The 23120-nt window shown below is 68.1% G+C and carries 27 protein-coding genes; 13 read left to right on the top strand and 14 right to left on the bottom strand.

The genetic code is table 11. The features are described 5' to 3' along the window. Window positions 1-64 precede the first annotated feature (64 nt). Window positions 65-1243 carry an aspartate aminotransferase family protein gene (locus tag GGQ61_RS09590; RefSeq protein WP_183772468.1) on the bottom strand — a complete coding sequence of 393 codons (1179 nt, stop codon included), beginning with the start codon at window positions 1241-1243 and terminating at the stop codon, window positions 65-67. 226 nt (window positions 1244-1469) lie between these two features. Between GGQ61_RS09590 and GGQ61_RS09585 the strand changes: the two genes are divergently transcribed. Next, on the top strand, window positions 1470-1880 hold the full coding sequence (locus tag GGQ61_RS09585; protein ID WP_183771876.1) for a YbaY family lipoprotein: 411 nt from the start codon (window positions 1470-1472) through the stop codon (window positions 1878-1880). Here the strand turns inward: GGQ61_RS09585 and GGQ61_RS09580 are convergent. The 3 genes from GGQ61_RS09580 to GGQ61_RS09570 all read right to left on the bottom strand — a co-directional run bounded on the left by GGQ61_RS09580 (window position 1877) and on the right by GGQ61_RS09570 (window position 3951). Further along, window positions 1877-2395, bottom strand: coding sequence for a hypothetical protein (locus GGQ61_RS09580; protein WP_183771875.1), 519 nt, complete (start codon window positions 2393-2395; stop codon window positions 1877-1879). The two genes, GGQ61_RS09585 and GGQ61_RS09580, sit on opposite strands and share 4 nt — an antisense overlap. Beyond that, a complete protein-coding gene (locus GGQ61_RS09575; RefSeq protein ID WP_183771874.1) occupies window positions 2392-3036 on the bottom strand; it encodes a TetR/AcrR family transcriptional regulator in 645 nt (214 codons plus the stop codon). The genes GGQ61_RS09580 and GGQ61_RS09575 overlap by 4 nt, the downstream gene beginning before the upstream one ends. A 93-nt stretch (window positions 3037-3129) precedes the next feature. Further along, on the bottom strand, window positions 3130-3951 hold the full coding sequence (locus tag GGQ61_RS09570) for an ABC transporter permease (protein ID WP_183771872.1): 822 nt from the start codon (window positions 3949-3951) through the stop codon (window positions 3130-3132). A gap of 254 nt (window positions 3952-4205) precedes the next feature. On the opposite strand from GGQ61_RS09570, the gene gcrA reads away from it, so the two are divergent. From gcrA to GGQ61_RS09550, 4 genes are all read left to right on the top strand, one after another. After that, window positions 4206-4721 (top strand): cell cycle sigma 70 cofactor GcrA, encoded by a 516-nt coding sequence (gene gcrA, locus GGQ61_RS09565; protein ID WP_183771870.1) that lies wholly within the window; start codon window positions 4206-4208, stop codon window positions 4719-4721. A gap of 97 nt (window positions 4722-4818) precedes the next feature. After that, window positions 4819-6279, top strand: coding sequence for an exodeoxyribonuclease VII large subunit (gene xseA, locus GGQ61_RS09560; protein WP_183771868.1), 1461 nt, complete (start codon window positions 4819-4821; stop codon window positions 6277-6279). Between the two features lie 46 nt (window positions 6280-6325). Further along, the gene (locus GGQ61_RS09555) at window positions 6326-6544 is read left to right on the top strand and encodes a DUF2093 domain-containing protein (protein WP_183771867.1); all 219 of its coding nucleotides are present in this window, start codon (window positions 6326-6328) and stop codon (window positions 6542-6544) included. A gap of 94 nt (window positions 6545-6638) precedes the next feature. After that, window positions 6639-7385 (top strand): M23 family metallopeptidase, encoded by a 747-nt coding sequence (locus GGQ61_RS09550; protein ID WP_183771866.1) that lies wholly within the window; start codon window positions 6639-6641, stop codon window positions 7383-7385. On the opposite strand, the gene GGQ61_RS09545 is transcribed toward GGQ61_RS09550, so the two are convergent. Then, complete coding sequence (locus tag GGQ61_RS09545; RefSeq protein WP_183771865.1) at window positions 7382-8296, bottom strand: lysophospholipid acyltransferase family protein; 915 nt, start codon at window positions 8294-8296, stop codon at window positions 7382-7384. The genes GGQ61_RS09550 and GGQ61_RS09545 overlap by 4 nt on opposite strands. A 125-nt stretch (window positions 8297-8421) precedes the next feature. Between GGQ61_RS09545 and GGQ61_RS09540 the strand changes: the two genes are divergently transcribed. Together GGQ61_RS09540 and hisN are read left to right on the top strand one after the other, a co-directional pair. Next, the gene (locus GGQ61_RS09540) at window positions 8422-8823 is read left to right on the top strand and encodes a helix-turn-helix domain-containing protein (protein WP_183771864.1); all 402 of its coding nucleotides are present in this window, start codon (window positions 8422-8424) and stop codon (window positions 8821-8823) included. 80 nt (window positions 8824-8903) lie between these two features. Further along, window positions 8904-9719, top strand: a complete 816-nt coding sequence (gene hisN, locus GGQ61_RS09535; RefSeq protein ID WP_183771863.1) for a histidinol-phosphatase — start codon at window positions 8904-8906, stop codon at window positions 9717-9719. On the opposite strand, the gene GGQ61_RS09530 is transcribed toward hisN, so the two are convergent. The 3 genes from GGQ61_RS09530 to GGQ61_RS09520 all read right to left on the bottom strand — a co-directional run bounded on the left by GGQ61_RS09530 (window position 9720) and on the right by GGQ61_RS09520 (window position 12030). Next, the gene (locus tag GGQ61_RS09530; protein ID WP_183771862.1) at window positions 9720-11171 is read right to left on the bottom strand and encodes an alpha/beta fold hydrolase; all 1452 of its coding nucleotides are present in this window, start codon (window positions 11169-11171) and stop codon (window positions 9720-9722) included. A 2-nt stretch (window positions 11172-11173) separates the two neighbouring features. Then, on the bottom strand, window positions 11174-11485 hold the full coding sequence (locus GGQ61_RS09525; protein ID WP_183771860.1) for an SCP2 sterol-binding domain-containing protein: 312 nt from the start codon (window positions 11483-11485) through the stop codon (window positions 11174-11176). Window positions 11486-11586: 101 nt separating this feature from the next. Next, window positions 11587-12030 (bottom strand): DUF3617 domain-containing protein, encoded by a 444-nt coding sequence (locus tag GGQ61_RS09520; RefSeq protein ID WP_183771858.1) that lies wholly within the window; start codon window positions 12028-12030, stop codon window positions 11587-11589. 158 nt (window positions 12031-12188) lie between these two features. Here GGQ61_RS09520 and GGQ61_RS09515 point away from each other — a divergent pair, with 158 nt between their 5' ends. Further along, window positions 12189-12800: an MSMEG_1061 family FMN-dependent PPOX-type flavoprotein gene (locus GGQ61_RS09515; protein WP_183771856.1), complete on the top strand. Its 612-nt coding sequence runs from the start codon at window positions 12189-12191 to the stop codon at window positions 12798-12800. Here GGQ61_RS09515 and GGQ61_RS09510 read toward each other — a convergent pair. Together GGQ61_RS09510 and GGQ61_RS09505 are read right to left on the bottom strand one after the other, a co-directional pair. Then, window positions 12797-13684 carry a class I SAM-dependent methyltransferase gene (locus tag GGQ61_RS09510; protein ID WP_183771854.1) on the bottom strand — a complete coding sequence of 296 codons (888 nt, stop codon included), beginning with the start codon at window positions 13682-13684 and terminating at the stop codon, window positions 12797-12799. The two genes, GGQ61_RS09515 and GGQ61_RS09510, sit on opposite strands and share 4 nt — an antisense overlap. Window positions 13685-13750: 66 nt before the next feature. Further along, a complete protein-coding gene (locus GGQ61_RS09505) occupies window positions 13751-14593 on the bottom strand; it encodes a class I SAM-dependent methyltransferase (RefSeq protein WP_183772466.1) in 843 nt (280 codons plus the stop codon). Between the two features lie 260 nt (window positions 14594-14853). On the opposite strand from GGQ61_RS09505, the gene GGQ61_RS09500 reads away from it, so the two are divergent. Continuing rightward, complete coding sequence (locus tag GGQ61_RS09500; RefSeq protein ID WP_183771852.1) at window positions 14854-15309, top strand: Hsp20 family protein; 456 nt, start codon at window positions 14854-14856, stop codon at window positions 15307-15309. A gap of 116 nt (window positions 15310-15425) precedes the next feature. Here GGQ61_RS09500 and GGQ61_RS09495 read toward each other — a convergent pair whose 3' ends face one another. The 4 genes from GGQ61_RS09495 to gpmA all read right to left on the bottom strand — a co-directional run bounded on the left by GGQ61_RS09495 (window position 15426) and on the right by gpmA (window position 18749). Continuing rightward, the gene (locus GGQ61_RS09495) at window positions 15426-16193 is read right to left on the bottom strand and encodes a crotonase/enoyl-CoA hydratase family protein (RefSeq protein ID WP_183771850.1); all 768 of its coding nucleotides are present in this window, start codon (window positions 16191-16193) and stop codon (window positions 15426-15428) included. Between the two features lie 62 nt (window positions 16194-16255). Next, window positions 16256-17515, bottom strand: coding sequence for a pentapeptide repeat-containing protein (locus GGQ61_RS09490; RefSeq protein ID WP_183771848.1), 1260 nt, complete (start codon window positions 17513-17515; stop codon window positions 16256-16258). Window positions 17516-17595: 80 nt separating this feature from the next. Further along, complete coding sequence (locus tag GGQ61_RS09485; RefSeq protein ID WP_246370597.1) at window positions 17596-18039, bottom strand: bifunctional diaminohydroxyphosphoribosylaminopyrimidine deaminase/5-amino-6-(5-phosphoribosylamino)uracil reductase RibD; 444 nt, start codon at window positions 18037-18039, stop codon at window positions 17596-17598. Further along, entirely contained in the window at window positions 18036-18749 is a 714-nt protein-coding gene (gene gpmA / locus GGQ61_RS09480) for a 2,3-diphosphoglycerate-dependent phosphoglycerate mutase (protein ID WP_183771846.1), read from the bottom strand. The genes GGQ61_RS09485 and gpmA overlap by 4 nt, the downstream gene beginning before the upstream one ends. 102 nt (window positions 18750-18851) lie before the next feature. On the opposite strand from gpmA, the gene GGQ61_RS09475 reads away from it, so the two are divergent. The 4 genes from GGQ61_RS09475 to GGQ61_RS09460 all read left to right on the top strand — a co-directional run bounded on the left by GGQ61_RS09475 (window position 18852) and on the right by GGQ61_RS09460 (window position 23097). Next, window positions 18852-19097, top strand: a complete 246-nt coding sequence (locus GGQ61_RS09475; RefSeq protein WP_183771844.1) for a hypothetical protein — start codon at window positions 18852-18854, stop codon at window positions 19095-19097. 14 nt (window positions 19098-19111) lie between these two features. After that, window positions 19112-20074, top strand: a complete 963-nt coding sequence (locus GGQ61_RS09470) for a KpsF/GutQ family sugar-phosphate isomerase (RefSeq protein WP_183771842.1) — start codon at window positions 19112-19114, stop codon at window positions 20072-20074. A 96-nt stretch (window positions 20075-20170) separates the two neighbouring features. Next, window positions 20171-21670 carry a phosphomannomutase/phosphoglucomutase gene (locus GGQ61_RS09465; protein WP_183771840.1) on the top strand — a complete coding sequence of 500 codons (1500 nt, stop codon included), beginning with the start codon at window positions 20171-20173 and terminating at the stop codon, window positions 21668-21670. 122 nt (window positions 21671-21792) lie between these two features. Next, window positions 21793-23097 carry a UDP-glucose dehydrogenase family protein gene (locus GGQ61_RS09460; protein WP_183771838.1) on the top strand — a complete coding sequence of 435 codons (1305 nt, stop codon included), beginning with the start codon at window positions 21793-21795 and terminating at the stop codon, window positions 23095-23097. The last annotated feature ends 23 nt before the right edge of the window (window positions 23098-23120 follow it).

The following is a 23120-nucleotide window of genomic DNA, read 5'->3' as shown; positions in this document are numbered from 1 at the left end:
CGGCGACGGGCGGCGGTGCTCAGGATGGGTTCCCGGCCGCGCCGGGAATGAGCGGGTCTATGGATCAGGCGGCGGCTTTGGCCTTGGCGCGAGCGGCTTCGCAGGCGCGGTCGAGCTTCTCCACCGCCTCGCGGGCCTCTTCGAGAGTGAGGGTCAGCGGCGGCAGCAGGCGCACGCAGTTGTCGCCGCCGCCGGCGATCAGCAGATGCTGGTCGCGCGCGTGCTGCATGAACTCGCGGTTGTTGGTGGCGAGCTTCAAGCCGATCAGCAGGCCCTTGCCGCGGATGTCGAGCACGACGTCCGGATAGCGGTCCTTGAGACCGTTGAACTGCTGGGTGAAGTAGCCGGCCAGCTCACGAACATGGTCCATAAGCTCGGGCTTGGACAGCTCTTCCATCGAGGCGAGAGCCACCGCCATGGCCAGCGGGTTGCCGCCGTAGGTGGAGCCGTGCGAGCCGACGGTCATGCCAGCGCCCGCCGCCGCCGAGGTCACGCAGGCGCCGACCGGGAAGCCGCCGCCCAGCGCCTTGGCCAGGGCCACGATGTCCGGCTTCACGCCCGCAGCCCATTCCCAGGCGAAAAGCTTGCCGGTGCGGCCGAGGCCGCACTGGATCTCGTCGAGGATCAGCAGCGTGCCGGTCTCGTCGCAGAGCTGGCGCATCGCCTGCAGCTGATGCTCGGTCAGGGCGCGGGCCCCGCCCTCGCCCTGCACCGGCTCGACGATGATCGCCGCGGTGGTCGGGCCGACGGCGGCCTTCAGCGCGTCCATGTCGCCGAACGGCAGCTGTACGAAGCCCGGCATGCGCGGGCCGAAGCCTTCGAGATAGGCCGCGTTGCCCGAGGCGTTGACCGCCGCCAGCGTGCGGCCGTGGAACGAGCCGTCAAAGCCGATGATGTCGATCCGCTCCGGCTGGCCCTTGGCCCAGTGATACTTGCGCGCGGTCTTGATGGCGCACTCGATCGCCTCGGCGCCGGAATTGGTGAAGAACACCTCGTCCAGGCCGGTGGCGTCGGTCAGCACCTTGGCCAGCTTTTCCTGGCCCGGGATCTTGAAGACGTTGGAGACGTGCCAGAGCTTCTCAGCCTGATCCTTGACCGCTTGAACCAGCTTCGGGTTCGAGTGGCCCAGCGCGTTCACCGCGATGCCGGCCATGCAGTCGAGATAGGCGTCACCGTCCGTGGTGAACAGGCGCGCGCCCTCGCCTCGTTCGAACGCCAGCGGGGCGCGGTTGTAGACGCCCATGATGTGGTCGCTGGGAACGGTCGCGGCTTGTTGCGCGGTCTTTTCAGTCACGGGGATCGCCCTCCGAAAACGTAAGCGTCCCCGCAGCGACGGCGGCGGGGACTGGAAGGCTTGGCGTTTTCCGCTGGGAACGCCGGTCTGTCAATGACCGCTTCTGTGAAGCTTCATGGACCACTCGGTCGCAGGGGTCCATGTTTGGCCACGTTTTTCGTCGAGGAGGCCCCGGATGAAGACTCTCTACGCTCTGGCTCCGCTCGCGGCCCTGGCCATCGCCGGGTGCGCCAGCACCGCCCCCGCCCCGGTCGCCAAGGGGCAGGTCACCGGCTCGGTGCTCTATCGTGAACGGATCATGCTGCCGCCGACAGCAACCGTGACCGTCAGTCTGGCAGATACTTCGCTGATGGATGCGCCCGCCAAGATCATCGACACCCAGGTGCTGACCGGCGGGTCGCCGCCCTACAAGTTCACCCTAAACTACGACCCCGCCCAGATCGTCGCCAACCACACCTATACGGTCTCTGCCCGCATCGAGGTCGACGGCAAGCTGCGCTTCATCACCGACACCCACACGCCGGTGATCACCCGCGGCGCTCCGAACCACGTCGAGATGATCGCCGTGGGCGTGCCCCAGAACTAGGGCGCCGGCGGCGGGCCGAGGAACATCGCGGCTGCCGCCTGCGGGTTGTAGAAGGCGAGATAGCGCGCCGTGCCCTCGGGTGGCAGCACTTCGACCAGCACACGGTTGTCGACCCAGAGCTCGACCAGATCGAAGACCCCGCCGCGATCGCAGTGCACGGCCCGCCAGCCGGCCGCGCGCCCCAGCTCCAGCACCTCGTCCACCGACAGCGCCGTCGTCAGGGCGACGTGCAGGCCGCTTGCGGCGTGATCGTCGCCGTCTTGGCGAATCTGGGTCTCCCAAGGCATGACTTCCGGGCCGTTCGCCGCGCGCTCAGGATCGCGGTCGCCCGCGCCTTGATGATGGGCGGTTGCAGCCGGCACCACCTCAACGCCGACGCCGGAGCCATCGCGGGCGATCGCCACCCATGAACCGGGGACGACGGGAAACGGCATCACTTCGCCGTCGATGATCTTTCCAAAGAGCTCGGCCGTTGCGCGGGTGTCGCGGGCCGGAATGGAGAAATGCGCAATCATGGCTTGCTCCGGGTTGTCCCGCGCTCGGCGGGCTTGATAGGCGCCGCGCCGCGGCGGCGAAGATCGTCCAGCAGGGTTTCGGCGGCCCAAGTCGCCGCATCGGCCGCCCGCTCGCCGGTAACGCCCCACTGCTCACGCAGCGAAACCCACCCATAGGCGGAATAGATCAGCTGCAGCATGGCGGCGGCTTTCTCCTGCTCGCTCGCCGGCAGGTCGGGCGCCGCCTCGGCGACCGCCGCCAGGAAAGCGGCGCGGCGCGGCTCGTTGAGGCTCTCACGCATCTCCCGGCCCTGCTGGCTGGTGATGGAGGCGACGATGTGCGCCGGCGCGGCGTCGAACGTCCCATAGAGTGCGGGCAGCTTGGCGACGATGTCCTCGGCGCTCTCGGGCATGCCGACCGTCACGCCGTTGCGGCGGTTCAGCCACTCCCACAGACCGCGCAGCAGCACGTCGCGGCTCGGGAAATGCCGATAGACGGTGACCTCGGTGACGCCCGCCGCGCCGGCGACGGCGCGATTGGTCACCAGCTCCACGCGGCCCTCGGCCTGCAGCAGGTCGGCCATCGCCGCCAGGATCCGCTCCCGCGTCGCCTCGGCCTGCTCCCGGCGCAGCCGCGAATTATATGTGCGTACGTCCGACATGATGTAAGTCAATATAACATCAATATGGATGGCACAACATGAAAAAGCCCTCCCAGACGGGAGGGCTTTGGCAGGTCGACAGGAGGGATGGCTTCAGGTCTTCAGCTTGTAGCCGGTCTCGAACATCCAGAGGCACAGGCAGGCGAAGGCGATCACCAGGCCCGCGGTCATACCGACCCCGGCGATCAGCGAGCCTTCCGCATGGCCGATGAAGCCGTAGCGGAAGCCGTCGATCAGGTAGAAGAACGGGTTGTAGTGGCTGGCCGTGCGGAACGGCTCGGGCAGCTTGTCGACCAGGTAGAAGGTCCCCGACAGGAAGGTCAGGGGCATGATGATGAAGTTGGTGACCACCGCCATGTGGTCGAACTTCTCGGCCCAGAGCCCGGCCATGATGCCCAGCATCCCCAGGATCAGCGCCGCGCCGATCCCGAAATAGAGCACCGCCCAGATATGGGTGATCGGCAGAGCCGCGAACGGCAGGATCGCGGCGAAGGTCACCGCCCCGACCACCACGCCGCGCGTCGCCGCGCCGAGCGCGAAGGCCAGCACCTGCTCCACAGGCGTCAGCGGCGGGGTCATGAAGTCGCCGACCAAGCCGTTGAACTTGGCCTGCAGAAGCGAGGACGAGGAGTTGGCGAAGGCGTTGTTGAGGACCTGCATCATGATCAGGCCCGGCGCCACGAACACCGCGAACGGCGTCCCATGGATCGGCGGGGCCGCGCCACGCACGGCGACCACGAACACCATCATGTAGAGCAGCGCCGTCACCACCGGGGCGGCCAGGGTCTGCATGCCCACTTTCCAGAAGCGGCGCACCTCGCGGGTGTAGAGGGTTCCGAATCCGGCCCAATTGAACCCGTGATAGTTGCGGGGCTGAGGCGGGATGACGGCGTCGGCGGCGGGCATGTCCTTCATGGCCCAGGATGTGCGCCCGCTTTCGGAACTTCGCAAGCGCCCGTCACGGCGCCGCTTTTCGGGCGAACCCTGTGGACAGAATCAATATCTGGTTTCTGTGGACGAAGCTGAGGGCGCCTATTGTGGCCGTTAATGGATGAGTTACGATATCTAGTAGTTGATGGCGGTCGGACTTTCGGACTGCCACAAGATGTAGATCCTGGCCACCCGCGGGGGCGGCGCTGGGAAAGCTTGCAAGCGGGTGGAGGCCAGACATGGGTTGGACTGACGAACGCGTCGAGAGTCTGAAGAAACTCTGGCAAGACGGCCTTTCGGCCAGCCAGATCGCGAAACAATTGGGCGGGGTGACTCGCAACGCCGTCATCGGCAAGGTCCATCGCCTGGGCCTGTCGGGGCGCGCCGCGCCGTCGAAGCCGGCTCGCCCGGCGTTCAAGGCGCCGCGTCCGGCCCGTCCTGCCGCCGCGGCCCCGGCCGCGCCGCGCCGCATCGCCGAGCCGACCGCGGTCGCCGCGGCCGCGCCGACCCCGGCGCCGGCGCCGGTGCGCTACGTCGAGGAAGCCCCGGGCACCGCGACGGTGCTGACCTTGGGCGCCCACATGTGCAAGTGGCCGATCGGCGATCCGTCGAGCGACAGCTTCACCTTCTGCGGTCGCCGGCAGGACGAGGGCCCCTACTGCATGGAGCACGCCCGCGTCGCCTACCAGCCGGTGCAGACCAAGAAGCGCGGCGGCGCCAACGAACTGGCCCGCTCGCTGCGCCGCTACATCTAGTATCCGGGGGGATGGGTTCCGGGCGCGCCATGCGGCAGCTTCGCTGCCGGGCGCGCCCGAACTTCTTTTTGACGGCGCACGCCGCTATCTCTGCCCTATGACCGACGTCGCGACCGACACCGACAGCAACGCCAAGGCCTATTCGGTTTCCGAGCTGGCCTTCGCCCTGAAGCGCACCCTCGAGGACGCTTACGGATTCGTCCGGCTGCGCGGCGAGCTTTCGAAGGTCACTCACCACTCCAACGGCCACGTATACCTGACCATCAAGGACGAGCGCGCCGCCATCGACGGCGTCGTCTGGAAGGGGTCGGTCAAGAACCTCTCCATCCGCCCCCAGCAGGGCATGGAGGTCGTGGTCACCGGCAAGATCACCACCTATCCGGCCGGCTCGCGCTATCAGATGGTCATCGAGACCATGGAAGCCGCCGGCGTCGGCGCGCTGCTGGCGCAGCTTGAGCGGCTGAAGGCCAAGCTGCACGGCGAGGGCCTGTTCGAGCAGGCGCGCAAGCGTCCGCTGCCGACCATGCCGGCCGTGGTCGGGGTCATCACCAGCCCGACCGGCGCGGTGATCCGCGACATCCTGCATCGCATCCGCGACCGCTGGCCCTGCCGGGTCATCGTCTGGCCGGTCGTGGTCCAGGGCGATGCGGCCGCCGGGCAGGTCGCCAACGCCATCGCCCGCTTCAACGCCATGGCTGCGGACGGCCCCGTGCCCCGGCCCGACGTGCTTATCGTGGCCCGCGGCGGCGGTTCGGTCGAAGACCTATGGGCCTTCAACGACGAGGCCCTGGCCCGCGCCGTGGCCGCGGGGACCATCCCGCTGATCTCGGCCGTCGGACACGAGACCGACACCACCCTGATCGACTTCGTCTCCGATCGGCGCGCGCCGACCCCCACTGCCGCGGCCGAGATGGCCACACCGGTCCTGGCCGAGCTTAAGGCCTATATCGGCGACCTCTCGGGGCGCCTGCACCGCTGCGGCGGACGCACGGTCGAGGACCGCCGCGGCCGCGTCGAGCATGCCGGGCGTGCGCTGGCCCGCGTGCCGGACCTGGTCGAAATGGCGGCCCAGCGGTTCAACCTCGCCTCGAGCCGGCTGGGCGCGGGACTGTCGCGCAACGTCGCGGCGCATCACACCGACCTGGTGCGGGTCTCTTCGCGGCTGTCGCCCGGTCTGCTCCAGCGGCCGCAGCAAGTTCACGCCGACCGGCTCGCGCGGCTGGTCCTGCGGCTGAAGCCGGCGATGGAGCGCGGTCTAGACCGCACCGCTGAGCGGCTCTCCAGCCTCGCCAAGCTCTATGCTTCGGTAGACCCCAGCGCGCCCTTGAAGCGCGGTTTCGCCCGCGTGCATCGCCCGGATGGATCGCTGGTGCGCGAAGGCGCCTCGCTGGTCAGCGGCGAGGGCGTGAAACTGGTCTTCGCCGACCAGAGCCGCGAAGCGACCATCGACGGGACGCCCAGCGCGCCCCCGCCGCCGGCGGTCCCCTCGGCGGCGCCAAAGCCGGCTCGTGCGCCCAAGCCGCCGCCTGCCCCGTCAAACCAGGGCGACCTGTTCTAGCCGCGACGCCCTGTTCTCGCCGCGCACGGCGCGCTACATAGACCTCATGAACGCCCACGACCGCGACCTCACCGGCTCCGATATCGCCTCGCTCCACTACGGCGACGGCGAATTCGTCGTGCTCAAGCCGGGACGCTACGTGATCTGCGCCGTCTCGAAGGTGAAGATCCCGGTGGAGGCCCTTCGCTACTGGAACCCAGCCCTCCAGGAAGCCTACGCCACGCCGGTCGAAGCGCTGGCGCGGTGGAAAGAGCTGCATCCCTGACGTACCGCTGAACCGCCGCACGGCGGTTCTCGGGCTGGCCTCCGCCGCACTCGCCGCTCCTGCTCGGGCAGCGGATCTGGCGCTGAACGGACGCATGCAGCAAAGCGGCTTCGCTATCGGTCGCACCTCGCCGCGCGCCAAGGTGTTCCTCGACGGCCAAATGCTCACCCGCGCCTCGGACGAGGGGTTCTTCTATCTCGGCTTCGACCGTGACGCCGGACCCAGCGCCCAGTTGCGCATCGACGCGCGCGGCGCCGACGTCGTGCGCCAGCTGCAGATCGACCGCGCCGAATACGACATTCAGCGCATCAAGGGCCTGCGACGGGTCTATCAGGGCCAGGCGAGCCCCGAGCTCGAAGCCCGGATCGCCGACGAAACCAAGCGCAAGGCCGCCGCCTTCGCCAGCGTCACCGACCGCGACGACTTCAAGAGCGGCTTCTCCGCGCCGTTGCGGGACTTTCGGGTCACCGCGCGCTTCGGCGGTCAGCGGATAATCGACGGGCGCCCGCGCCCGCCCCACTACGGAATCGATCTGGCCGCTCCCACCGGTACGCCCGTGTCGACCCCCGCCGGCGGCCTCGTAGTGCTGGCCGATCCCGGCATGCTGTTCGAGGGCGGACTGGTCATGATCGACCACGGCCAGGGGCTGGTGTCAGCCTACCTGCACCTCAGCAGCGTCGACGTCTCCAGCGGGCAGATTCTAGCCCGCGGCCAGCGCCTCGGCGCGGTCGGTTCCACCGGCCGGGCGACCGGACCGCACCTGTGCTGGCGGCTGAAGTGGCGCGGGCGGCACATGAACCCGATGCTGATGGTGGGGGCGCGCGGCCCGGCTGCGGCCTAGCGATTGCGCCGGTAGGTCTCGTTCGGCCAGCGCTTGTGGGTCCAGAACCACTCCGCAGGCCGTTCGCGCACCCACCCCTCGATCATGGCGTTGATCTTGCGCACCCCCGCGTCGATGTCGGCGGTGGTGTTGCCAGTGTGCTCCAGGTGGATCGGATCGTGCACCACCACTCGAAAGCGCGCCTTGCGCCCCCGCTGGACCGACATCGGCTGCAGCACTGTGTTGAAGCGCAGCGCCAAGCGCGAGGGCCCCGGCGCGGTGTGGCAGGTCACGCCGAAGAACGGCGCCGCCACACCGCCGTTGAATTTCTGATCGTTCATCAGCGCCACCGACTCGCCGCGCCCGAGCGCGGCCAGGAGTTCGCGCGCGCCGTCGCCGCCCTTGGGCGCAAAGTAGCGGACGCCGTAACGGAATCGATAATCGCGCACCCGCTTCTCGACATGCGGATTGTTCATCGCCCGATAGGTGATCTGGCACTTCACCGGTGAATTGACGATCGCCGCCGGCATCACCTCGAAATTGGCGAAGTGGCCCGAAACGAACACCACCGGCTCCTGGTTGGCGGCGATTTCGTCGAAGCGTTGGCCGTTTACGATCTCGACCCGGCCGGGCGAGCCGATGATCCGGTCCATGATCAGCAGTTCGAGGAAGGTGCGGCCGGTATTGTCCCACTGCGCCTTCAGCAGGTCGGCGATCTCCGCGTCTGACGCCTCGGGAAAGGCGATGCGCAGATTCGTCTCCGCCACCTTCTGGGCGCTGGTCAACGGGCCAACGGTCTTGAAGAACCACGCGCCGAAATCCGACACGAGATCGACCGGCAACATCCGCGCGAAGGCGATCACCACATCGAAGGCCAGGGCCTCCAACCGCCACAAAAGATCCTGCGCCACCGGGGGCTTGGCCTGCGTCATGTCCTCTACTAGTCGCGTCGTTCCCTGTCGCGCAACGCGAACAGCGCTCGCTTGGCGCGCGACTTGCGAATTTCCCTGCAGGCCGTCTCGCTTTGGGACGGGCGGCAAGCAGAGGGATTGGGGCGATGGAGTCCATGGGCAGCAATATCGACGTTCATCTCGGCAAGCGACTGCGCCGTCGGCGGCGCCTGCTGGGGCTCACCCAACAACAACTGGCTGGCGCCTGCGGCGTGCGGTTCCAGCAAATTCAGAAGTACGAGTGCGGCGCCAACCGCATCTCGGCGGCCCGTCTGTGGCAGCTGTCCGAGGCGCTCGAAGTGCCGGTCGGATACTTCTACGACGGCCTGTCCGACACTGCGCAGCGCGAGCATGCGCTGGGCGAAGGCCCGGGCGAGGCCGGCGGCGAGATGCTGGCCAGCAAGGAAACCCTGGACTTGATCCGCGCCTACTATCAGCTCGGCGAACGTCCGCGCCGCCGCCTGCTCGACCTCGCCAAGTCGCTGAACGGCGAACACGAGGCGGCCTGACGCCCGACTGCTTGCGCCCGACCAAGCGATCCCAGACATGGGGATATCGCGGAGGCCGGCGGCGAGGTAAAGCGGATGCCATGCCCACCCTTGCCGCCGGCCGTCTGGCCGAACTCGACGCCTTTCTTCTCGAACTCAACGCCGCCGCGGCGCGCGTGACCCTGCCCTATTTCCGGTCCGACCACGGACTGGAGGACAAGGGCGGCGTGCGCGGCTTCGACCCCGTCACCGCCGCCGACAAGGGCGCGGAGGCGGCGATACGCAAGCTGATCTCGGCCCGCTTTCCCGATCATGGCGTGATCGGGGAGGAATACGGCGAGGATCGCCCCGCCGCCGAGTTCGTCTGGGTGCTGGATCCCGTCGACGGCACCCGCGCGTTCATCGCCGGCCTGCCGCTTTGGACCACGCTGATCGGCCTGCGCCACCAGGGCCGCCCGGTCCTGGGCTCCATCGGCCAGCCCCATCTGGACGAGGTCTTCATCGGCCACGCGGGCGGATCGCGATTGGTCGCCAAGGGGCAAGTCACCCCCCTGAAGGTCCGCGCCTGTCCCAAGCTGACTGACGCGATCATCGCCACGACTGATCCCGAAGGCTGCTTCGACGGCGCCGAACTGGGCGCCTGGACCCAGGTGCGCGCGGCTGCGCGGCTGGCCCGGCTCGGCTGCGACGCCTACGCATACGCCATGGTCGCCATGGGCAAGATGGACATGGTGATCGAGGCGGGACTGAAGTCGTGGGACATCGAATCCGCCATTCCCCTGATCGAGGGGGCCGGCGGCCTTGTCACCAACTGGCGCGGCCAGCCGGTAGGGCCGAACGGTGGACAGATCGCCATCGCCGGGGACCGGGCCTGCCTCGACGAGGCCTTGGTCGCCCTTCGCCGCTCGGCCAAATAGTTAGTTCTTAGCCGGAGCCTTCTTGGCGGCCGCGGGCTTCGCAGTCGTCTTCGGCTTCGCTGCAGGCTTCGTTGCCGCAGCCTTGGGAGCGGCAGCCTTGGGAGCGGCAGCCTTCGCGGCGGCGGGTTTGGCTGCGGATTTCGGAGCCGCGGCCGGCTTGGACGCGGCCGCCTTGGCCGGGGCAGGCTTGGACTTGGCCGCCGCCTTAACGGCCGCAGGCGCCTTCGAGGCAGCAGGCGCCTTCGCGGCAGCAGGCTTAGCCGTTGTCTTCGCCACCGGCTTGGCGGCCGGCGCTGCTTTGGGTTTCGCGGCCTTCGTGGCGGCAGGCTTGGCTTCGGCCTTCGGCTTCGGCGCGGCCTTCGGGGCGGCCGGCTTCACCGCGGCTGCCGTCGCGACCGGCGCGGGCTCGGCAGCCTTGGGAGCGGGCCCTGGCTCGGCGTCAGCAGTCAGCGCTGGTGCGGGAGCCGGCGCGGCCGCAGGGGCCGGCTCAGCCGGCTTGGGCGTCGCCGGCGCAGGAGCCGAACGGCCCAGCAGGGCGTCCAACGCACGCAGGAAGATATTCCGCATTGTGTCCGTCTCCATCAGGATCTCGTGGAACGCGCCGGCGACACTGACGAACTCGCCAGCAGGCAGGTTCCTCGCGGCCGCGCGCTGGGCGGCGTTGTCGACGAGCCTGTCCTGTTCGGCAGAGACGATGACGACGGGAATCGTGACGCTTTTCAAGTTCTCGGGTCGCGACAGATAGGCCGTGGCCTTGAGCGCGAAGTCGATCCATCCCCAGGTCGGCCCGCCGAGGTCGAGCTCCGGCTCGGCGCGAACCTGCGCCCTGGCCCGCTCGTAGCGCGCCCGGTCGTGGGTTAGGATGTTGGTCTCGAAGGTTTCAGCCGGGCCGGCCGGCCGCGCGAAAGCGCCGCCGCGGCCGAGCAGAACGTTGAGGCCGGCCATCAACCGCGCCGCCGTCATCGGCGTCTTGCCGAGTTGCAGCCCCAGCATCGGGGCACAGAGGATCGCGCCCTGGAAGCGGGCCGCCTCGCCCTTGGCCAGCGCCAGCAGAGTCAGGCAGCCCCCCATTGAGTGGCCGATGGCGAACCATGGCTTGGGCAGCTGCGCCTCGTAGGCGGACAGTAGAGCCCGATAGTCGGCAAGGAAGGCGTCATAGCCGCGCGCGTGGCCGGCCAAACGATCTTGCAGTTCGCGATGGGACAGACCCTGGCCGCGCCAGTCGTGCGCCAGAACGACGTAGCCGCGCCCGGTGAGGTCCTCGATGACCTCGAAATACTTCTCGATCGGCTCGGTGCGTCCGCCGCTGAGCACGATGGAGCCGCGCACCTGACCGCGAGCAGGGAACAGCGCCGCCCGGAGCCGGGCCTTGCCCGCGCCCTCGAACCAGGTCGCCTCGCCGCCGGCCGGAACCGGCGCGCTTGGAATGGAGATCAAAGGCGCCGGCGACATGCTCATCCCAGTTTGGCGAACAACGCCTGCATCTGCGGCTGCAGCGACATGGCCAGGCCCATGTCCGAGACCTTCAGGCGGCCGGTGATGACCGCGGTCATCGGATTAAGTTCGCCCGCCCCGAGCGCCTTGAGGTCCTTGCGGCTGATCGAGACCGTCAGGTCAGCCGGCTTGTCCTCGTTGGTCACGCTCGCGCCGTCGATGTGGATGAAGCCTTCGCCGCGCAGATCGACCTTGAACGTCTTGCCAAGGCCGGCGTCCTCGCCCACGGCGGCGGCCACGCGCTGGGTCAGTTCTTCCAGGGTCGTCGTCATACGCACCGTCTCACATGCTCGTGAGCGTCAGCTTCGCCTCAAGCGCGAGCCAAGTAAACGGCTCAGCCAGGGTTTGAGCGGCGAATTCGACTCCGGCTTGGTTAAGAGGCGGGCGCGGCCGCCGGACAGGTCTCGCTGATGCGCTTGGCGGTGGTCGTGGCGTTGGCGCTCAGCGGCACCCCGGCATAGGTGGTGCTGATCTTGGCGTTCATCGTGAAGGTGGTCGGCGAGTAGGTTCCGGTCGCCTCCAACGCGGCCTGGCTGCCGTTCTTGGTGGCGCAGTTTCCCTTCAGGCGGATCTTGCCGTCCTTGAACACCCGGGTCGGGTAGTCGCACTTGTAGTGGCGATTGGACGGCCCCATCACGAACTTCGAGACCTCCGACGGCGTGATGCAGCGCTTCTCGGTCTTGGTCTGGCTGATGATCGCCGAGACCTTGTTCGTCACGTCCCAGTATCCAGGCAGGATGGTCTGCTCCTGCGCGGCGGCGGGAGCAGCCAGCATAAGGCTGGCGGGGATCAGGGCGAGCAGGGCGTTGCGGATCATATCTGGCCTTTAGCGCATCGAGTTCGCGCCAAGCTAGCAGCTTGCAGGTGACTGCATGCTGACAGAGCTGGGCGCAGGCTCGTTCATCTTGGGATGACAGCGCGCCGGTTCAAGCTCATACTTGCGAATAGATCTCAACAAGAGCGGGGAGAACGCATATGAAGACCCTCGATCTCGCCGGCATCGACGAGCTCTACAAGCAGCCGGGCAAGCTGGTTCTCGACAAGGTGTTGGACCATGTCGAGAAGCACGGACGGGCCTTCATCGGCCTGTCGCCGTTCTGCGTGGTCAGCTCGTCCGGGCCCGACGGCGCCGTCGACGTCTCGCCCCGTGGCGGCGAACCGGGCTTCGTGCACGTCAGCGAAGACGGGCGGACGCTCTATCTGCCGGACCGGCCGGGCAACAACCGGCTCGACACCATCCGCAACCTGCTGTCGGGCCCTGGCCGCATCGGCCTGATGTTCATGATCCCCGGCTTCGACGACGTGCTGCGGGTCAACGGCCGGGCGAGCGCCACCGCCGATCCGGACCTCCTCGCCAAGTTCGTCGAGTTCGGCAAGACGCCGCGTCTGGTGCTGATGGTCGCCGTCGAGGAGGCCTTTCTGCACTGCCCCAAGGCGATCATGCGGGCCCGGCTTTGGGAGGCCCAGGCGCAGGTCGAGCGGACCGCCCTGCCCTCCGGCGCGGAAATGATCTTCGACCAGCTGAACATGGGCAAGGTGCCCGTCCCGGACGAGCAGATCATCGCCAGCTACCGCGAGCAGCTCTAGGCGGCGGGCTTCACCAGCCGCAGGGTCATACGGTCGCTCTCGCCGACGGCGTCGTAGGACGTGCGATCGAAGTTCGGATCGGCCGGCTCGCCGCGCGGCGCGGTGAGCCTTACCGGCGGCAGGGTCCAGACCCCGAACGGGTGGTCGCGGTCGTCGGCCGGGTTGGCGTTGATCTCGCTGGTCTTGTCGAGCACGAAGCCGGCTTCCTGGGCCAGACGCACGACGTAGGCCTCTTGGACATAGCCGTTGGCGGCCAGGACGTCCTGCACGCCGCCAGGCGCGGCGCGGTGCTCCTCGACCCCCAGCACGCCTCCGGGCTTCAGAGCGGCGAAGGCGTCGCGGAATGCCTTTTCGGCGATGCCGGCGGCCATCCAGTTGTGCAGGTTGCGCAGGAACAGCACCAGGTCGGCGCTGCCGGCCGGCGCCACCGGGCCGCTGGTCGGCCCGAAGGCGGTGATCTCGACGTCGCCGTAGATCTTCGGCTTGGCCTTCAGGCGAGCGCGATAGGCCTCGACGATCTCCGTCGAGGCGGGATCGGTCGGTTCAAGATCGGCCGCGATCAGCTTGCCCTTATTGGCCGCCAGATAGGGCGCGAGGATGTCGGTGTACCAGCCGGCGCCGGGCCAGAACTCGACCACCGTCTGGCCCGGCTGCAGGCCCCAGAACTCCAGGGTCTCGATCGGATGGCGCCAGGCGTCGCGCGCCTTGTCGGCGGGCGAGCGCCAATCACCGGCCACCGCGTCCTGCAGCGTCATGTTGCGTGCGGCTTTGGTCGGCGCGGGCTCAGCCTCCCCCTTCTTGCCGCACGCGGCGAGCGCCAGGGCGCCGATCAGAGCGCCCCGCCGCGAGAAGGAAACCGCCGAACCTGCAAGAATACGCCGCATGTAATTCCAAACCCGCCATCGTCCCGAGCGGCTTACCTGACCCGGGACGATGGTCAAAGCGTGGCCCTACTGTTTGACGAACCGCAGGGTCATCCGGTCGCTCTCGCCGATGGCGTCGTACTTGGCGCGATCGAAGCTCGGATCGGGCTTGTCGGCGGCGGGCGAACGGCGGACCGGCGGCAGCGTCCAGACCCCGAACGGGTGGTCCTTGGTGTCCTTGGGGTTGGCGTTGATCTCTGACTTGGCGTCGAGCTTGAAGCCGGCCTTCTCGGCCGTGGCGATCACGAAGTCGGTCGCGACATAGCCGTCCGACGCCCCCGGAACCTGGGCGCGGGTGGGGTCGGAACGATGCTCTTCGACCGCCAGCACGCCGCCGGGCTTCAGCACGTCGTGGAAATCCTTGAACACCTTGTCGAGCATGCCCGGCTGGCCCATCCAGTTATGGACGTTGCGGGCGGTGATGACGACGTCGGCGGAGCCCGGCGCGCCGAGCGGCCCCGACACCGGCCCGAAGCCGACATAGGTGATGGGGCCGAACTTGGCCTGGTCGGCGTACTTGGCCTCGAAGTCGGCGCGGCCCTTGCGGGCGCCGTCCGACAGCTTGGGGTTCGCCAGGTCGGCGACGCCGGCGACATAGGTCCCGCCGGTGGCTTTGGCGTAGGGGGCGAGGATCTCGGTCCAATAGCCTGAGCCGGGCGAGATCTCGATGACCGTCGCCTTGGGCTTCACGCCCCAGAACTCAAGGCTCTCGTAGGGGTGGCGCGCCGCATCGCGGGCGACGTGGTCGGCGCCGCGCTGCGGACCGGCGATGGCGGCCTTGAGGGCGGCGTCTTCAGCCGAGGCGATCGCCGGCTGGGCGATGACGGCGATCGCCGCGGCGGTGGCGAGCGCGAACATACGGGGGGACATCTGCATCGAGCCTTCTGGTTGTTTTCCTGGACGTGGCGCAGCCTAGAGGGGTCGGCGCGGCTGGCAACCCGGCTTGCGCGCTTGGCAGCCAGGCCATGCAAGATTGTTGCGCCCCGCAGGTCTTGAACCGCGCAAATCGCCTCCCACCTAGACATCCGAAGGCGCTGGACACCCGGGCCTTCCGGACACCGCCGAGGCCGATCCCGGCTCGCGCTCCGTCCGACATCGCAACCTTGCTTGAGACAAGAAGGTATCTGGAAATGCGTACGATCGACTTCTCCCCCCTCTATCGCTCTGTCGTGGGTTTCGACCGCCTGGCTTCGCTGCTGGAAACCGCCAGCGCTGACGCCGCGGCCGGCTATCCGCCCTACAACATCGAGCGCACTGACGAGAACGCCTACCGCGTCGAAATCGCGGTCGCCGGCTTCCGTCCCGAGGAACTGAACATCGAGGTCAAGGAAAACCTCCTGACCGTCCAGGGCCGCAAGGCCGCCAACGACGACCAGCGCCGGTTCCTCCATCGCGGCTTGGCCGAGCGCAACTTCGAGCGCCGCTTCCAACTCGCCGACTACGTGGTGGTCACCGAGGCAAAGCTCGCAGACGGCCTGCTCTCCATCTCGCTGAAGCGCGAACTCCCTGAAGCGCTGAAACCCCGCACGATCGCGATTTCGACCGCGACCGAAGCCAACCTGATCGAAGGCGAGAAGGCCGCCTAACCTCCCCCTGAGGCGGCCCTCCAGCCCTCCGGGGCGGCGCAGCGACCTGCGCCGCCCCGCTCCCCTCCCAGACTTCGCAGGGCGGCTCCGAAAGGCGCCGTCCTTTCTTTTTCGCCTCAGAATGTCCCGTGCCGGCCTTGGCCGGACGTGAAGCGAGCTGCACCGTCGCGCGCCTCGCCGCTGGCCAGGGTGGCGCGGCCCAACTCCACCTCGAAGCGGGCGGCCGCCTCCCAGTCCATCGACCACTGGGCGATGGCCGAGGCGCGATCATTGCGCAGGCAGGTCTGGGGAAAGCCGCCGATCCTGGCGGCCAACTCCAGCGCTGCGTCGAGCGCGCCGCCGCTCGACGCCAAGCGATTGGCCAGCCCGATCTCGAAGGCTTCGCGCGCACCGACCGGGCGGCCGGTCAGGATCAGGTCCATGGCCCGCGAGTGGCCGATCAGCCGTGGCAGCCGCACCGTCCCCAGGTCGATCAGCGGCACGCCAAAGCGGCGGCAAAACACTCCGAACACCGCGTCCTCGGCCGCGACGCGCAGGTCGCACCAAGCCGCGACCTCTAGCCCGCCGGCGACCGCGTGGCCTTCGATCGCCGCGATCACCGGCTTGGAGAGGGCCAACCGCGTACAGCCCATCGGCCCAAGGTCGCCGTCGACATGGACCGGATTGCCCCGTCCCTCGCTGACGCCTTTGAGGTCGGCGCCGGCGCAGAACGCGCCGCCGCGGCCCTGCAGCACCGCGACGTCCAGCGCCTCGTCGGCGTCGAAGCTCTTGAAGGCTTTGTAGAGAGCTTGCGCCGTAGCCCCGTCGACGGCGTTGCGGCGCTCGGGGCGCTCGATGGTGACGATCGCGGTGCGGCCGCGGACTTCGACGCTGACGGTTTGCATAGGCGCAGCCTCCTTGGCGGAGGCCGAAGATAGCGCCTTGCCCGGGCGTCAGCCCAAGGGGCTCAGATCACGTCTTCAAGCCCGCGCGCGCCCCACTTCTGGGCGTTGGTCAGGTTGGCGTTGCGGACCATGGCGCTGGTGAAGTTGGCGCGGCTAAGGTCGGCGTCGACGAATATCGCGTGGCGGCAGTCGGCCCGCGCCAGGTCGGCGTTCTTCAACGTCGCGCCGGTGAGGTTGCTCGGCAGGGTGCGGTCCGCGCCCAGGAGCAGCGGCCCCATCTGCGCATCGCGAAGGTCCGCGCCCGACAGCTTGGCCCCGATCAGGCGCGCCCCGCGCAGGTCGGCCCGGCGCAGGTTGCAGTTGCGGAGGTCGGCGCCATCGAGTTGGGCGCCCTGCAGCTGCACGCCTTCCATGTCGAGGCCGTAGAACACCGCGCCCTTGGCCGAGAGGGCCGTCAGGTTGAAGCCGCGGATGGTTTCCAGCGCCCGCAGGTCGGCGTTGTCGAACACGCTCGGCGTGCCCTCGGCGCCGCCGGTCTCGCACCATTTGGCGTGGTCGCGGATCATGGTCTTGTAGGGCAGGTCCTGCACCGACTTGCCGACCGGGTCGTCGGTCAGCACGCCGCGCATGTCGGCCTGGGACACGTTCCAGGCGAAGGTCTTCGCGCCGACCAGGATCACGTCGCGCATGTCCGCGCCGGCGAGATCGGCGCCGGACAGGTCGCAGCCGGCCATATTGGCGCCGGACATATTGGCCTGCTTGAGGTTGGCCCGCACCAGCTTGGCGTCCTTGAGGATCGCGTCGCTGAAGTCGGCCTTGATCGCCATGACCCCCGAGAGCCGGGAGCGTTCGAGGTTGGCGCCCGCCAGAATCGCTCCGGAAGCCTCGCCCACCCGGTTGATGTGCTCGAGAACGCGCAGACCCTTGTCGCGGTCGCCGACGGCGATCGAGCCTTCGCGCAGGTCGGCCTCGAACATGTCGGCGCCGGTCAGGTTGGCGCCGCGCAGGCAGGCGCCGCGCAGGTCGGCCCGGCGCAGCGAGGCGTCGGTCAGGTTGGCGTTCTGCAGGTCAGCGCCGAACAGGTTGGCGTGATCGAGGCGAATGCCCTGCATCTGGCAGTCGGCGAGCACCGCGCCGGTCAGGTCGGCGTCGCAGAGATTTTTTCCGCGGAGGTCGAGCCCCGAAAGATCTTTCCAGGCGAACACGGCGCGGGCGCCGCCCGGCTTCGAGGTCCAAAGGCGGTCGTGCTTGGCGCAGACGGCGTCGAGCTCGTGCTGATCGAGCCTGCGCAACTCCTGGGCTGGAGCGCTCTGGGCGGACATCGGAAACCCCACTGACTTTCAGGGCCCGATCCTAGGTCCGCGTAATTAACACGCTCTTTCCGCGGGTTAGCTTGCGGTGGTTAATTTCGCGGCGGTTGGTAGGTTTCGTATAGGCCCGCGGCCTCGTCGGCGAGCACCCCGAGGCGGAGTAGAACCCCCGCGCCCGCCAATCGCTCGGCGCCCTGCCCGGAGGCGTAAGGCGAGGCGTCTTCGCACGCGATCACGACTTCCGCCACGCCCGCGCTCACCAGGCGCTGCGAGCATGAGGCCGCGCCCGACGAGCGCGCGCCACACGGCTCGAGCGTCACGTAGGCGACGGCGCCGCGCGCCAGATCGCCAGCCTTTTCAATAGCCTGCTCTTCAGCATGGGGCCGCCCGCCTTCGGCGGTCACCCCTTCGCCAACGATGACGCCGTCCTTGACCAGCACGCAGCCGACGCTGGGATTCTCCCCGGTCAGACCGACGTGCGTGCGCGCCAGGGCGATGGCGCGGCGCATGTGCACAAGGTCGGCGTCCGAGGTCATCCGATCGTCGGCAGGGCGGTGGCGCGGGCCTCGTCGAGGTAGCGTGCCGAGGTCGGCTTAAGGTTAGCGTCAAGTTCGATCAGCAGCGGATTTCCGGTAGGGATTTCCACAGCGATGATGCCTTCGTCCGACAGTTCGAACAGCAGCTTCACAATCGCGCGTAGAGAGTTGCCGTGCGCCGCAACCAGCAGGGTTTCCCCGGCCTTCAGGTGCGGAGCGATCTCGGCGTCCCAGTACGGCTGCACCCGGTCGAGCGTGGTTTTAAGGCTCTCGGTGTCAGGCAGCACGGCGCCGGCGTAGCGGCGGTCCTTGGAGAAATCGAACTCGCCGCCCGGCGCCAGCGGCGGCGGCGGCACGTCGTACGAGCGGCGCCACACCTTCACCTGGTCCTCGCCGTGCTTGGTGGCGGTCTCGGTCTTGTTGAGGCCGGTCAGCCCGCCGTAGTGGCGCTCGTTCAGGCGCCAGTCCTTAGTTTCCGGCACGAACACTTGGCCGGCGGCGGTCAGGGCCAGCCACAGGGTGCGGATAGCGCGGGTCAGGACCGATGTGTAGGCGCGGTCGATCTGCAGGCCGGCCGCCTTGATCAGTTCGCCGCCCTTCTTCGCCTGGGCTTCGCCCTCGGCGGTCAGGTCGACATCCACCCAGCCGGTGAAGCGGTCTTCGAGGTTCCATTGGCTCTGGCCGTGGCGAAGAAGGATCAAGGTGGGCAAGGCGCGGCGCTCCGTCTGTGGGTCGTCAGCGGGCTAAGGCCCGGCGCCCCCAGCGTCAAGGTCCGCTGGCCCCTGAGGGCGGCGCTGTCTATATGAGCATCCATGTCCAATCGCCTGTTCTTCCCCTTCGCCGCGCTGGCGGCGCTCGCGCTGGTGGCGCTGGGCGCCGTCTGGCCGCAAGGCCTGGGCGCGCGCTCGCCCGGCCCCTTCGGCCACACGCCGGTGCAGCAGACCGCCCAGGCCAAGGCTGCGATGCAGCGCGAAACCGAAGCCTCCGAACAGCGGATAAAGGCCGCGCGTGAGGCCGTCGCGGACATCCAGACCCAAAAGCTCAGCCCCACTAGATGACGGACGCCGCCCAGATGACCCAATTCGACGCCGTCGCCGTGGGGCGGCGGGTCCTGACCGCCGAGGCCGACGCCCTGCGCCTGCAGGCCGACACCCTCGGCGAGGCCTTCGAGAAAGCCGTCGATCTGCTGTACGCCGCCAAGGGGCGGGTGATCTGCACCGGCATCGGCAAGTCGGGCCACGTGGCCAAGAAGATCGCCGCCACCTTCGCCTCCACCGGCGCGCCGGCCTTCTTCGTTCACGCCAACGAGGCCAGCCATGGCGATCTGGGCATGATCGCCGAGGGGGACGTGATCCTGGCGCTGTCGAAGTCCGGTCAGAACCAGGAGCTGGCCGACGTCATCGCCTATTCGCGGCGCTTCCACATTCCCCTGATCGCGCTCACCGCCTTCGCCGACAGCCCCCTCGGCCAGGCGGCCGACGTGGCGCTGCTGCTGGCCGACGCCACCGAAGTCACTTCCGAGGTCAAGGCGCCGACCACCTCGACCACATTGCAGATCGCCATCGGCGACGCCCTGGCCGTCTCGCTGCTGGAGCGCCGGGGGTTCAGCGCCAAGGACTTCAAGATCTTCCACCCCGGCGGCAAGCTGGGTGCGATGCTGCGCACGGTCGGCGACCTGATGCACGGCAAGGAAGAACTGCCGCTGGTCGGCGAGGCGACGCCGATGTCCGAGGCGCTGCTGGTGATGACCGAGAAGGCCTTCGGCATCGTCGGGGTCACCGATGCAAGCGGCGCGTTGAAGGGCGTGATCACCGACGGCGACCTGCGCCGCCACCTCGACGGCCTGCTGACCCACACCGCCGGCGAGGTGATGACGGCGGGGCCGAAAAAGACCGCGCCTCCACAGATGCTGGCGGCAGAAGCCCTCGCGCTGATGAGCGACCCGCTGCCGATGGTCACGGTGTTGTTCGTCGTCGAGAACGGCCGGCCGGTCGGCATTCTTCGGGTTCACGACCTGGTTCGCGCCGGGGTCTGACCGATCGTCACGAAACGGGCGCCGAAGGTTCGCGTTCGCATGGTCTTAAGGTCTACGGGCCTTTAAGAACCTCGAGACAGAGATAACGGAGTTACGATGCTGCCCGTCCCGCGCGCCGATCTCACGCCCAATACGTTCGAATACGAAATCACCCCGCTGGTGAAGGCGACCGGCTTCCGCGAATACGACGCGCGCTGGCTGTTCGGGCCGGAGATCAACCTGCTGGGCATCGAGGCGCTGGGGCTTGGCCTGGGAACCTACATCCACGAACTCGGTCAGAAGAAGATCGTCGTCGGCCACGACTACCGGTCCTATTCGCTGTCGATCAAACAGGCCCTGACGGTTGGGCTGGTCGCCGCCGGCTGCGAAGTCATCGACATCGGCCTGGCGCTGTCGCCGACCGCCTACTTCGCACAGTTCGCGCTCGATGCGCCATGCGTGGCGATGGTCACCGCCAGCCACAACGAGAACGGCTGGACCGGCGTGAAGATGGGCGCCCAGCGGCCGCTGACCTTCGGCCCGGTCGAGATGGGCCGCCTGAAGGAAATCGTGCTCGGCGGCGAGGGCAAGGCTCGCGAGGGCGGATCGCTTACCCATGTCCAGGGCTTCGCCCAGACCTTCATCGACGACGTCTCCAAACGCGCCCAGATCAAGCGACCGCTCAAAGTCGTCTGCGCCTGCGGCAACGGCACGGCCGGCGCCTTCGCGCCGCAGGCCCTGCGCAAGATGGGCGTCGAGGTCGTCGAGATGGATTGCGACCTCGACTGGACCTTCCCGCGCTACAACCCCAACCCCGAAGATCACGAGATGCTCAAGGAGATGGCCAAGGCCGTCAAAGAGCATGGTGCGGATCTGGCGCTGGGCTTCGACGGCGACGGCGACCGCTGCGGCGTGGTCGACGACACCGGCGAGGAGATCTTCGCAGACAAGATCGGCCTGATGCTGGCCCGCGACCTCTCGGCCCTGCACAAGGACGCGACGTTCGTAGTCGACGTGAAGTCTACGGGACTGTTCGCGACCGATCCGGTGTTGGCCGCCAACGGCGCGACGACCGTCTACTGGAAGACCGGCCACAGCTACATCAAGCGCAAGACCGCCGAGATCGGCGCCCTCGCCGGGTTCGAGAAGAGCGGCCACTTCTTCTTCAATCCGCCGCTGGGCAACGGCTACGACTGCGGTCTGACCGCAGCGGCCGCGATCCTGTCGATGCTGGACCGCAACCCAGACAAGAAGCTCTCGGAACTGAAGGCCGCCTTGCCGGTCGCCTTCACCTCGCTGACCATGTCGCCGCATTGCGCCGACGAAGAGAAGTACGGCGTCGTCGATGACGTGGTCGCCGAATACGAAGCGCTGGCCGCCGCCGGCGGCACGATCCTCGGCCGCAAGATCGTCGAGGTGATCACCGTCAACGGCGTGCGCGTGGCGCTGGAGGACGGCTCATGGGTGCTGGTGCGGGCCTCGTCCAACAAGCCCGAAATCGTCGTCGTGGTGGAAAGCACGCAGTCGGAGGACGACATGCGCGCGCTCTTCCGCCAGGAAGTAAAGCCGCGCCTGGCCAGACGTCCGCAGGTCGGCGCCTATAATCAGGAAGTCTAGCGCCCCTGGCGCGCAACTTGCCTACTCAAAAGACCAATGTCCTATTCTGGATCGGCGTTCGATTGCGGGGATGCTCGCGGCGTGGTGAAGGACGGGGCGGGAACGGATCTCAAGGATAACCCATGCACGTCACTATGATCGGCACCGGCTATGTGGGCCTGGTGAGCGGGGCCTGTTTCGCCGACTTCGGTCACACCGTGACCTGCATCGACAAGGACGCCAGCAAGATCGAGCGTCTGCGCGCCGGCGGCATCCCCATTTACGAACCGGGCCTCGACGTCCTGGTGGCCAAGAACGTGCAGGCCGGCCGCCTGTTCTTCGACACCGACGCCGCCGAAGCGGTGAAGAAGGCCGACGCGGTGTTCATCGCCGTGGGCACGCCCTCGCGGCGCGGCGACGGCCATGCCGACATGTCCTATGTCCACGCCGCCGCCGAGGAGATCGCCGGCCTGCTGGACGGCTTCACCGTCATCGTCACCAAGTCCACCGTGCCGGTTGGCACCGGCGACGAGATCGAGCGCATCGTGAAGGCCAAACGGCCCGACGCCCAGTTCGCCGTTGTCTCGAATCCCGAATTCCTGCGCGAAGGCGCGGCGATCGAGGACTTCAAGCGCCCGGACCGCGTGGTGGTCGGCATGGAGGACGAACGCGCCCGCCCGGTGATGACCGAGCTCTACCGCCCGCTATTCCTCAACGAGACGCCGATCCTGTTCACCGGCCGGCGCACGAGCGAGTTGATCAAGTACGCGGCCAACGCGTTCCTCGCCATGAAGATCACCTTCATCAACGAGATGGCCGACCTCTGCGAGGCGGTGGGCGCCGACGTCCAGCAGGTCGCCCGCGGCATCGGCCTCGACAAGCGGATCGGCAGCAAGTTCCTCCACGCCGGTCCCGGCTACGGCGGCTCCTGCTTCCCGAAGGACACCCTCGCCCTGGTCCGCACCGCCGCCGACGCTGGCGCGCCGACCCGGCTGATCGAAACCACCGTCGCGGTGAACGACGCGCGCAAGAAGGCCATGGCGGCGAAGGTCGCCGACACCATGGCAGGCGACCTGAACGGCAAGACCGTTGGGGTGCTGGGCCTGACCTTCAAGCCGAACACCGACGACATGCGCGACGCGCCGAGCCTGGACATCATCCCGGCCCTGCAGGTGCTGGGCGCCAAGGTCCAGGCCTACGATCCGGAAGGCGCGCATGAGGCCCAGCACATGCTGCCGGGCGTCGAGTTCAAGTCCGATTCGTATGAGGCGGCGGCCGGCGCCGACGCGCTGGTGATCATCACCGAATGGGATCAGTTCCGGGCGCTGGATCTCGACCGCGTGAAGGAGGTCATGCGGACTCCGGCGCTGATCGACCTGCGCAACATCTATCGGCCGGACGACGTCCGCGGACGCGGCTTCAAGTACGCCTCCATCGGCCGCGCCTAGAAGATCGACAATCCGAGTACTGA

This window comes from Phenylobacterium haematophilum (genome assembly GCF_014196295.1).
GTDB lineage: Bacteria > Pseudomonadota > Alphaproteobacteria > Caulobacterales > Caulobacteraceae > Phenylobacterium > Phenylobacterium haematophilum.
Note: the sequence above shows the minus strand (reverse complement) of the source record. Positions and strands in the feature narration are given on the sequence as shown.

Coding starts and splice junctions, on each gene's coding strand:
- GGQ61_RS09555 (WP_183771867.1), top strand. CDS start 6,326: ATGAACGCCCACGACCGCGACCTCACCGGCTCCGATATCGCCTCGCTC.
- GGQ61_RS09500 (WP_183771852.1), top strand. CDS start 14,854: ATGCGTACGATCGACTTCTCCCCCCTCTATCGCTCTGTCGTGGGTTTC.
- GGQ61_RS09540 (WP_183771864.1), top strand. CDS start 8,422: ATGGAGTCCATGGGCAGCAATATCGACGTTCATCTCGGCAAGCGACTG.
- GGQ61_RS09505 (WP_183772466.1), bottom strand. CDS start 14,593: ATGTCCCCCCGTATGTTCGCGCTCGCCACCGCCGCGGCGATCGCCGTC.
- GGQ61_RS09525 (WP_183771860.1), bottom strand. CDS start 11,485: ATGACGACGACCCTGGAAGAACTGACCCAGCGCGTGGCCGCCGCCGTG.
- GGQ61_RS09495 (WP_183771850.1), bottom strand. CDS start 16,193: ATGCAAACCGTCAGCGTCGAAGTCCGCGGCCGCACCGCGATCGTCACC.
- GGQ61_RS09590 (WP_183772468.1), bottom strand. CDS start 1,243: ATGGGCGTCTACAACCGCGCCCCGCTGGCGTTCGAACGAGGCGAGGGC.
- GGQ61_RS09515 (WP_183771856.1), top strand. CDS start 12,189: ATGAAGACCCTCGATCTCGCCGGCATCGACGAGCTCTACAAGCAGCCG.
- hisN (WP_183771863.1), top strand. CDS start 8,904: ATGCCCACCCTTGCCGCCGGCCGTCTGGCCGAACTCGACGCCTTTCTT.
- GGQ61_RS09580 (WP_183771875.1), bottom strand. CDS start 2,395: ATGATTGCGCATTTCTCCATTCCGGCCCGCGACACCCGCGCAACGGCC.
- GGQ61_RS09490 (WP_183771848.1), bottom strand. CDS start 17,515: ATGTCCGCCCAGAGCGCTCCAGCCCAGGAGTTGCGCAGGCTCGATCAG.
- GGQ61_RS09585 (WP_183771876.1), top strand. CDS start 1,470: ATGAAGACTCTCTACGCTCTGGCTCCGCTCGCGGCCCTGGCCATCGCC.
- GGQ61_RS09575 (WP_183771874.1), bottom strand. CDS start 3,036: ATGTCGGACGTACGCACATATAATTCGCGGCTGCGCCGGGAGCAGGCC.
- GGQ61_RS09520 (WP_183771858.1), bottom strand. CDS start 12,030: ATGATCCGCAACGCCCTGCTCGCCCTGATCCCCGCCAGCCTTATGCTG.
- GGQ61_RS09485 (WP_246370597.1), bottom strand. CDS start 18,039: ATGACCTCGGACGCCGACCTTGTGCACATGCGCCGCGCCATCGCCCTG.
- GGQ61_RS09475 (WP_183771844.1), top strand. CDS start 18,852: ATGTCCAATCGCCTGTTCTTCCCCTTCGCCGCGCTGGCGGCGCTCGCG.
- GGQ61_RS09550 (WP_183771866.1), top strand. CDS start 6,639: ATGCAGCAAAGCGGCTTCGCTATCGGTCGCACCTCGCCGCGCGCCAAG.
- GGQ61_RS09510 (WP_183771854.1), bottom strand. CDS start 13,684: ATGCGGCGTATTCTTGCAGGTTCGGCGGTTTCCTTCTCGCGGCGGGGC.
- xseA (WP_183771868.1), top strand. CDS start 4,819: ATGACCGACGTCGCGACCGACACCGACAGCAACGCCAAGGCCTATTCG.
- GGQ61_RS09570 (WP_183771872.1), bottom strand. CDS start 3,951: ATGAAGGACATGCCCGCCGCCGACGCCGTCATCCCGCCTCAGCCCCGC.
- GGQ61_RS09470 (WP_183771842.1), top strand. CDS start 19,112: ATGACCCAATTCGACGCCGTCGCCGTGGGGCGGCGGGTCCTGACCGCC.
- GGQ61_RS09460 (WP_183771838.1), top strand. CDS start 21,793: ATGCACGTCACTATGATCGGCACCGGCTATGTGGGCCTGGTGAGCGGG.
- gcrA (WP_183771870.1), top strand. CDS start 4,206: ATGGGTTGGACTGACGAACGCGTCGAGAGTCTGAAGAAACTCTGGCAA.
- GGQ61_RS09545 (WP_183771865.1), bottom strand. CDS start 8,296: ATGACGCAGGCCAAGCCCCCGGTGGCGCAGGATCTTTTGTGGCGGTTG.
- GGQ61_RS09465 (WP_183771840.1), top strand. CDS start 20,171: ATGCTGCCCGTCCCGCGCGCCGATCTCACGCCCAATACGTTCGAATAC.
- GGQ61_RS09530 (WP_183771862.1), bottom strand. CDS start 11,171: ATGTCGCCGGCGCCTTTGATCTCCATTCCAAGCGCGCCGGTTCCGGCC.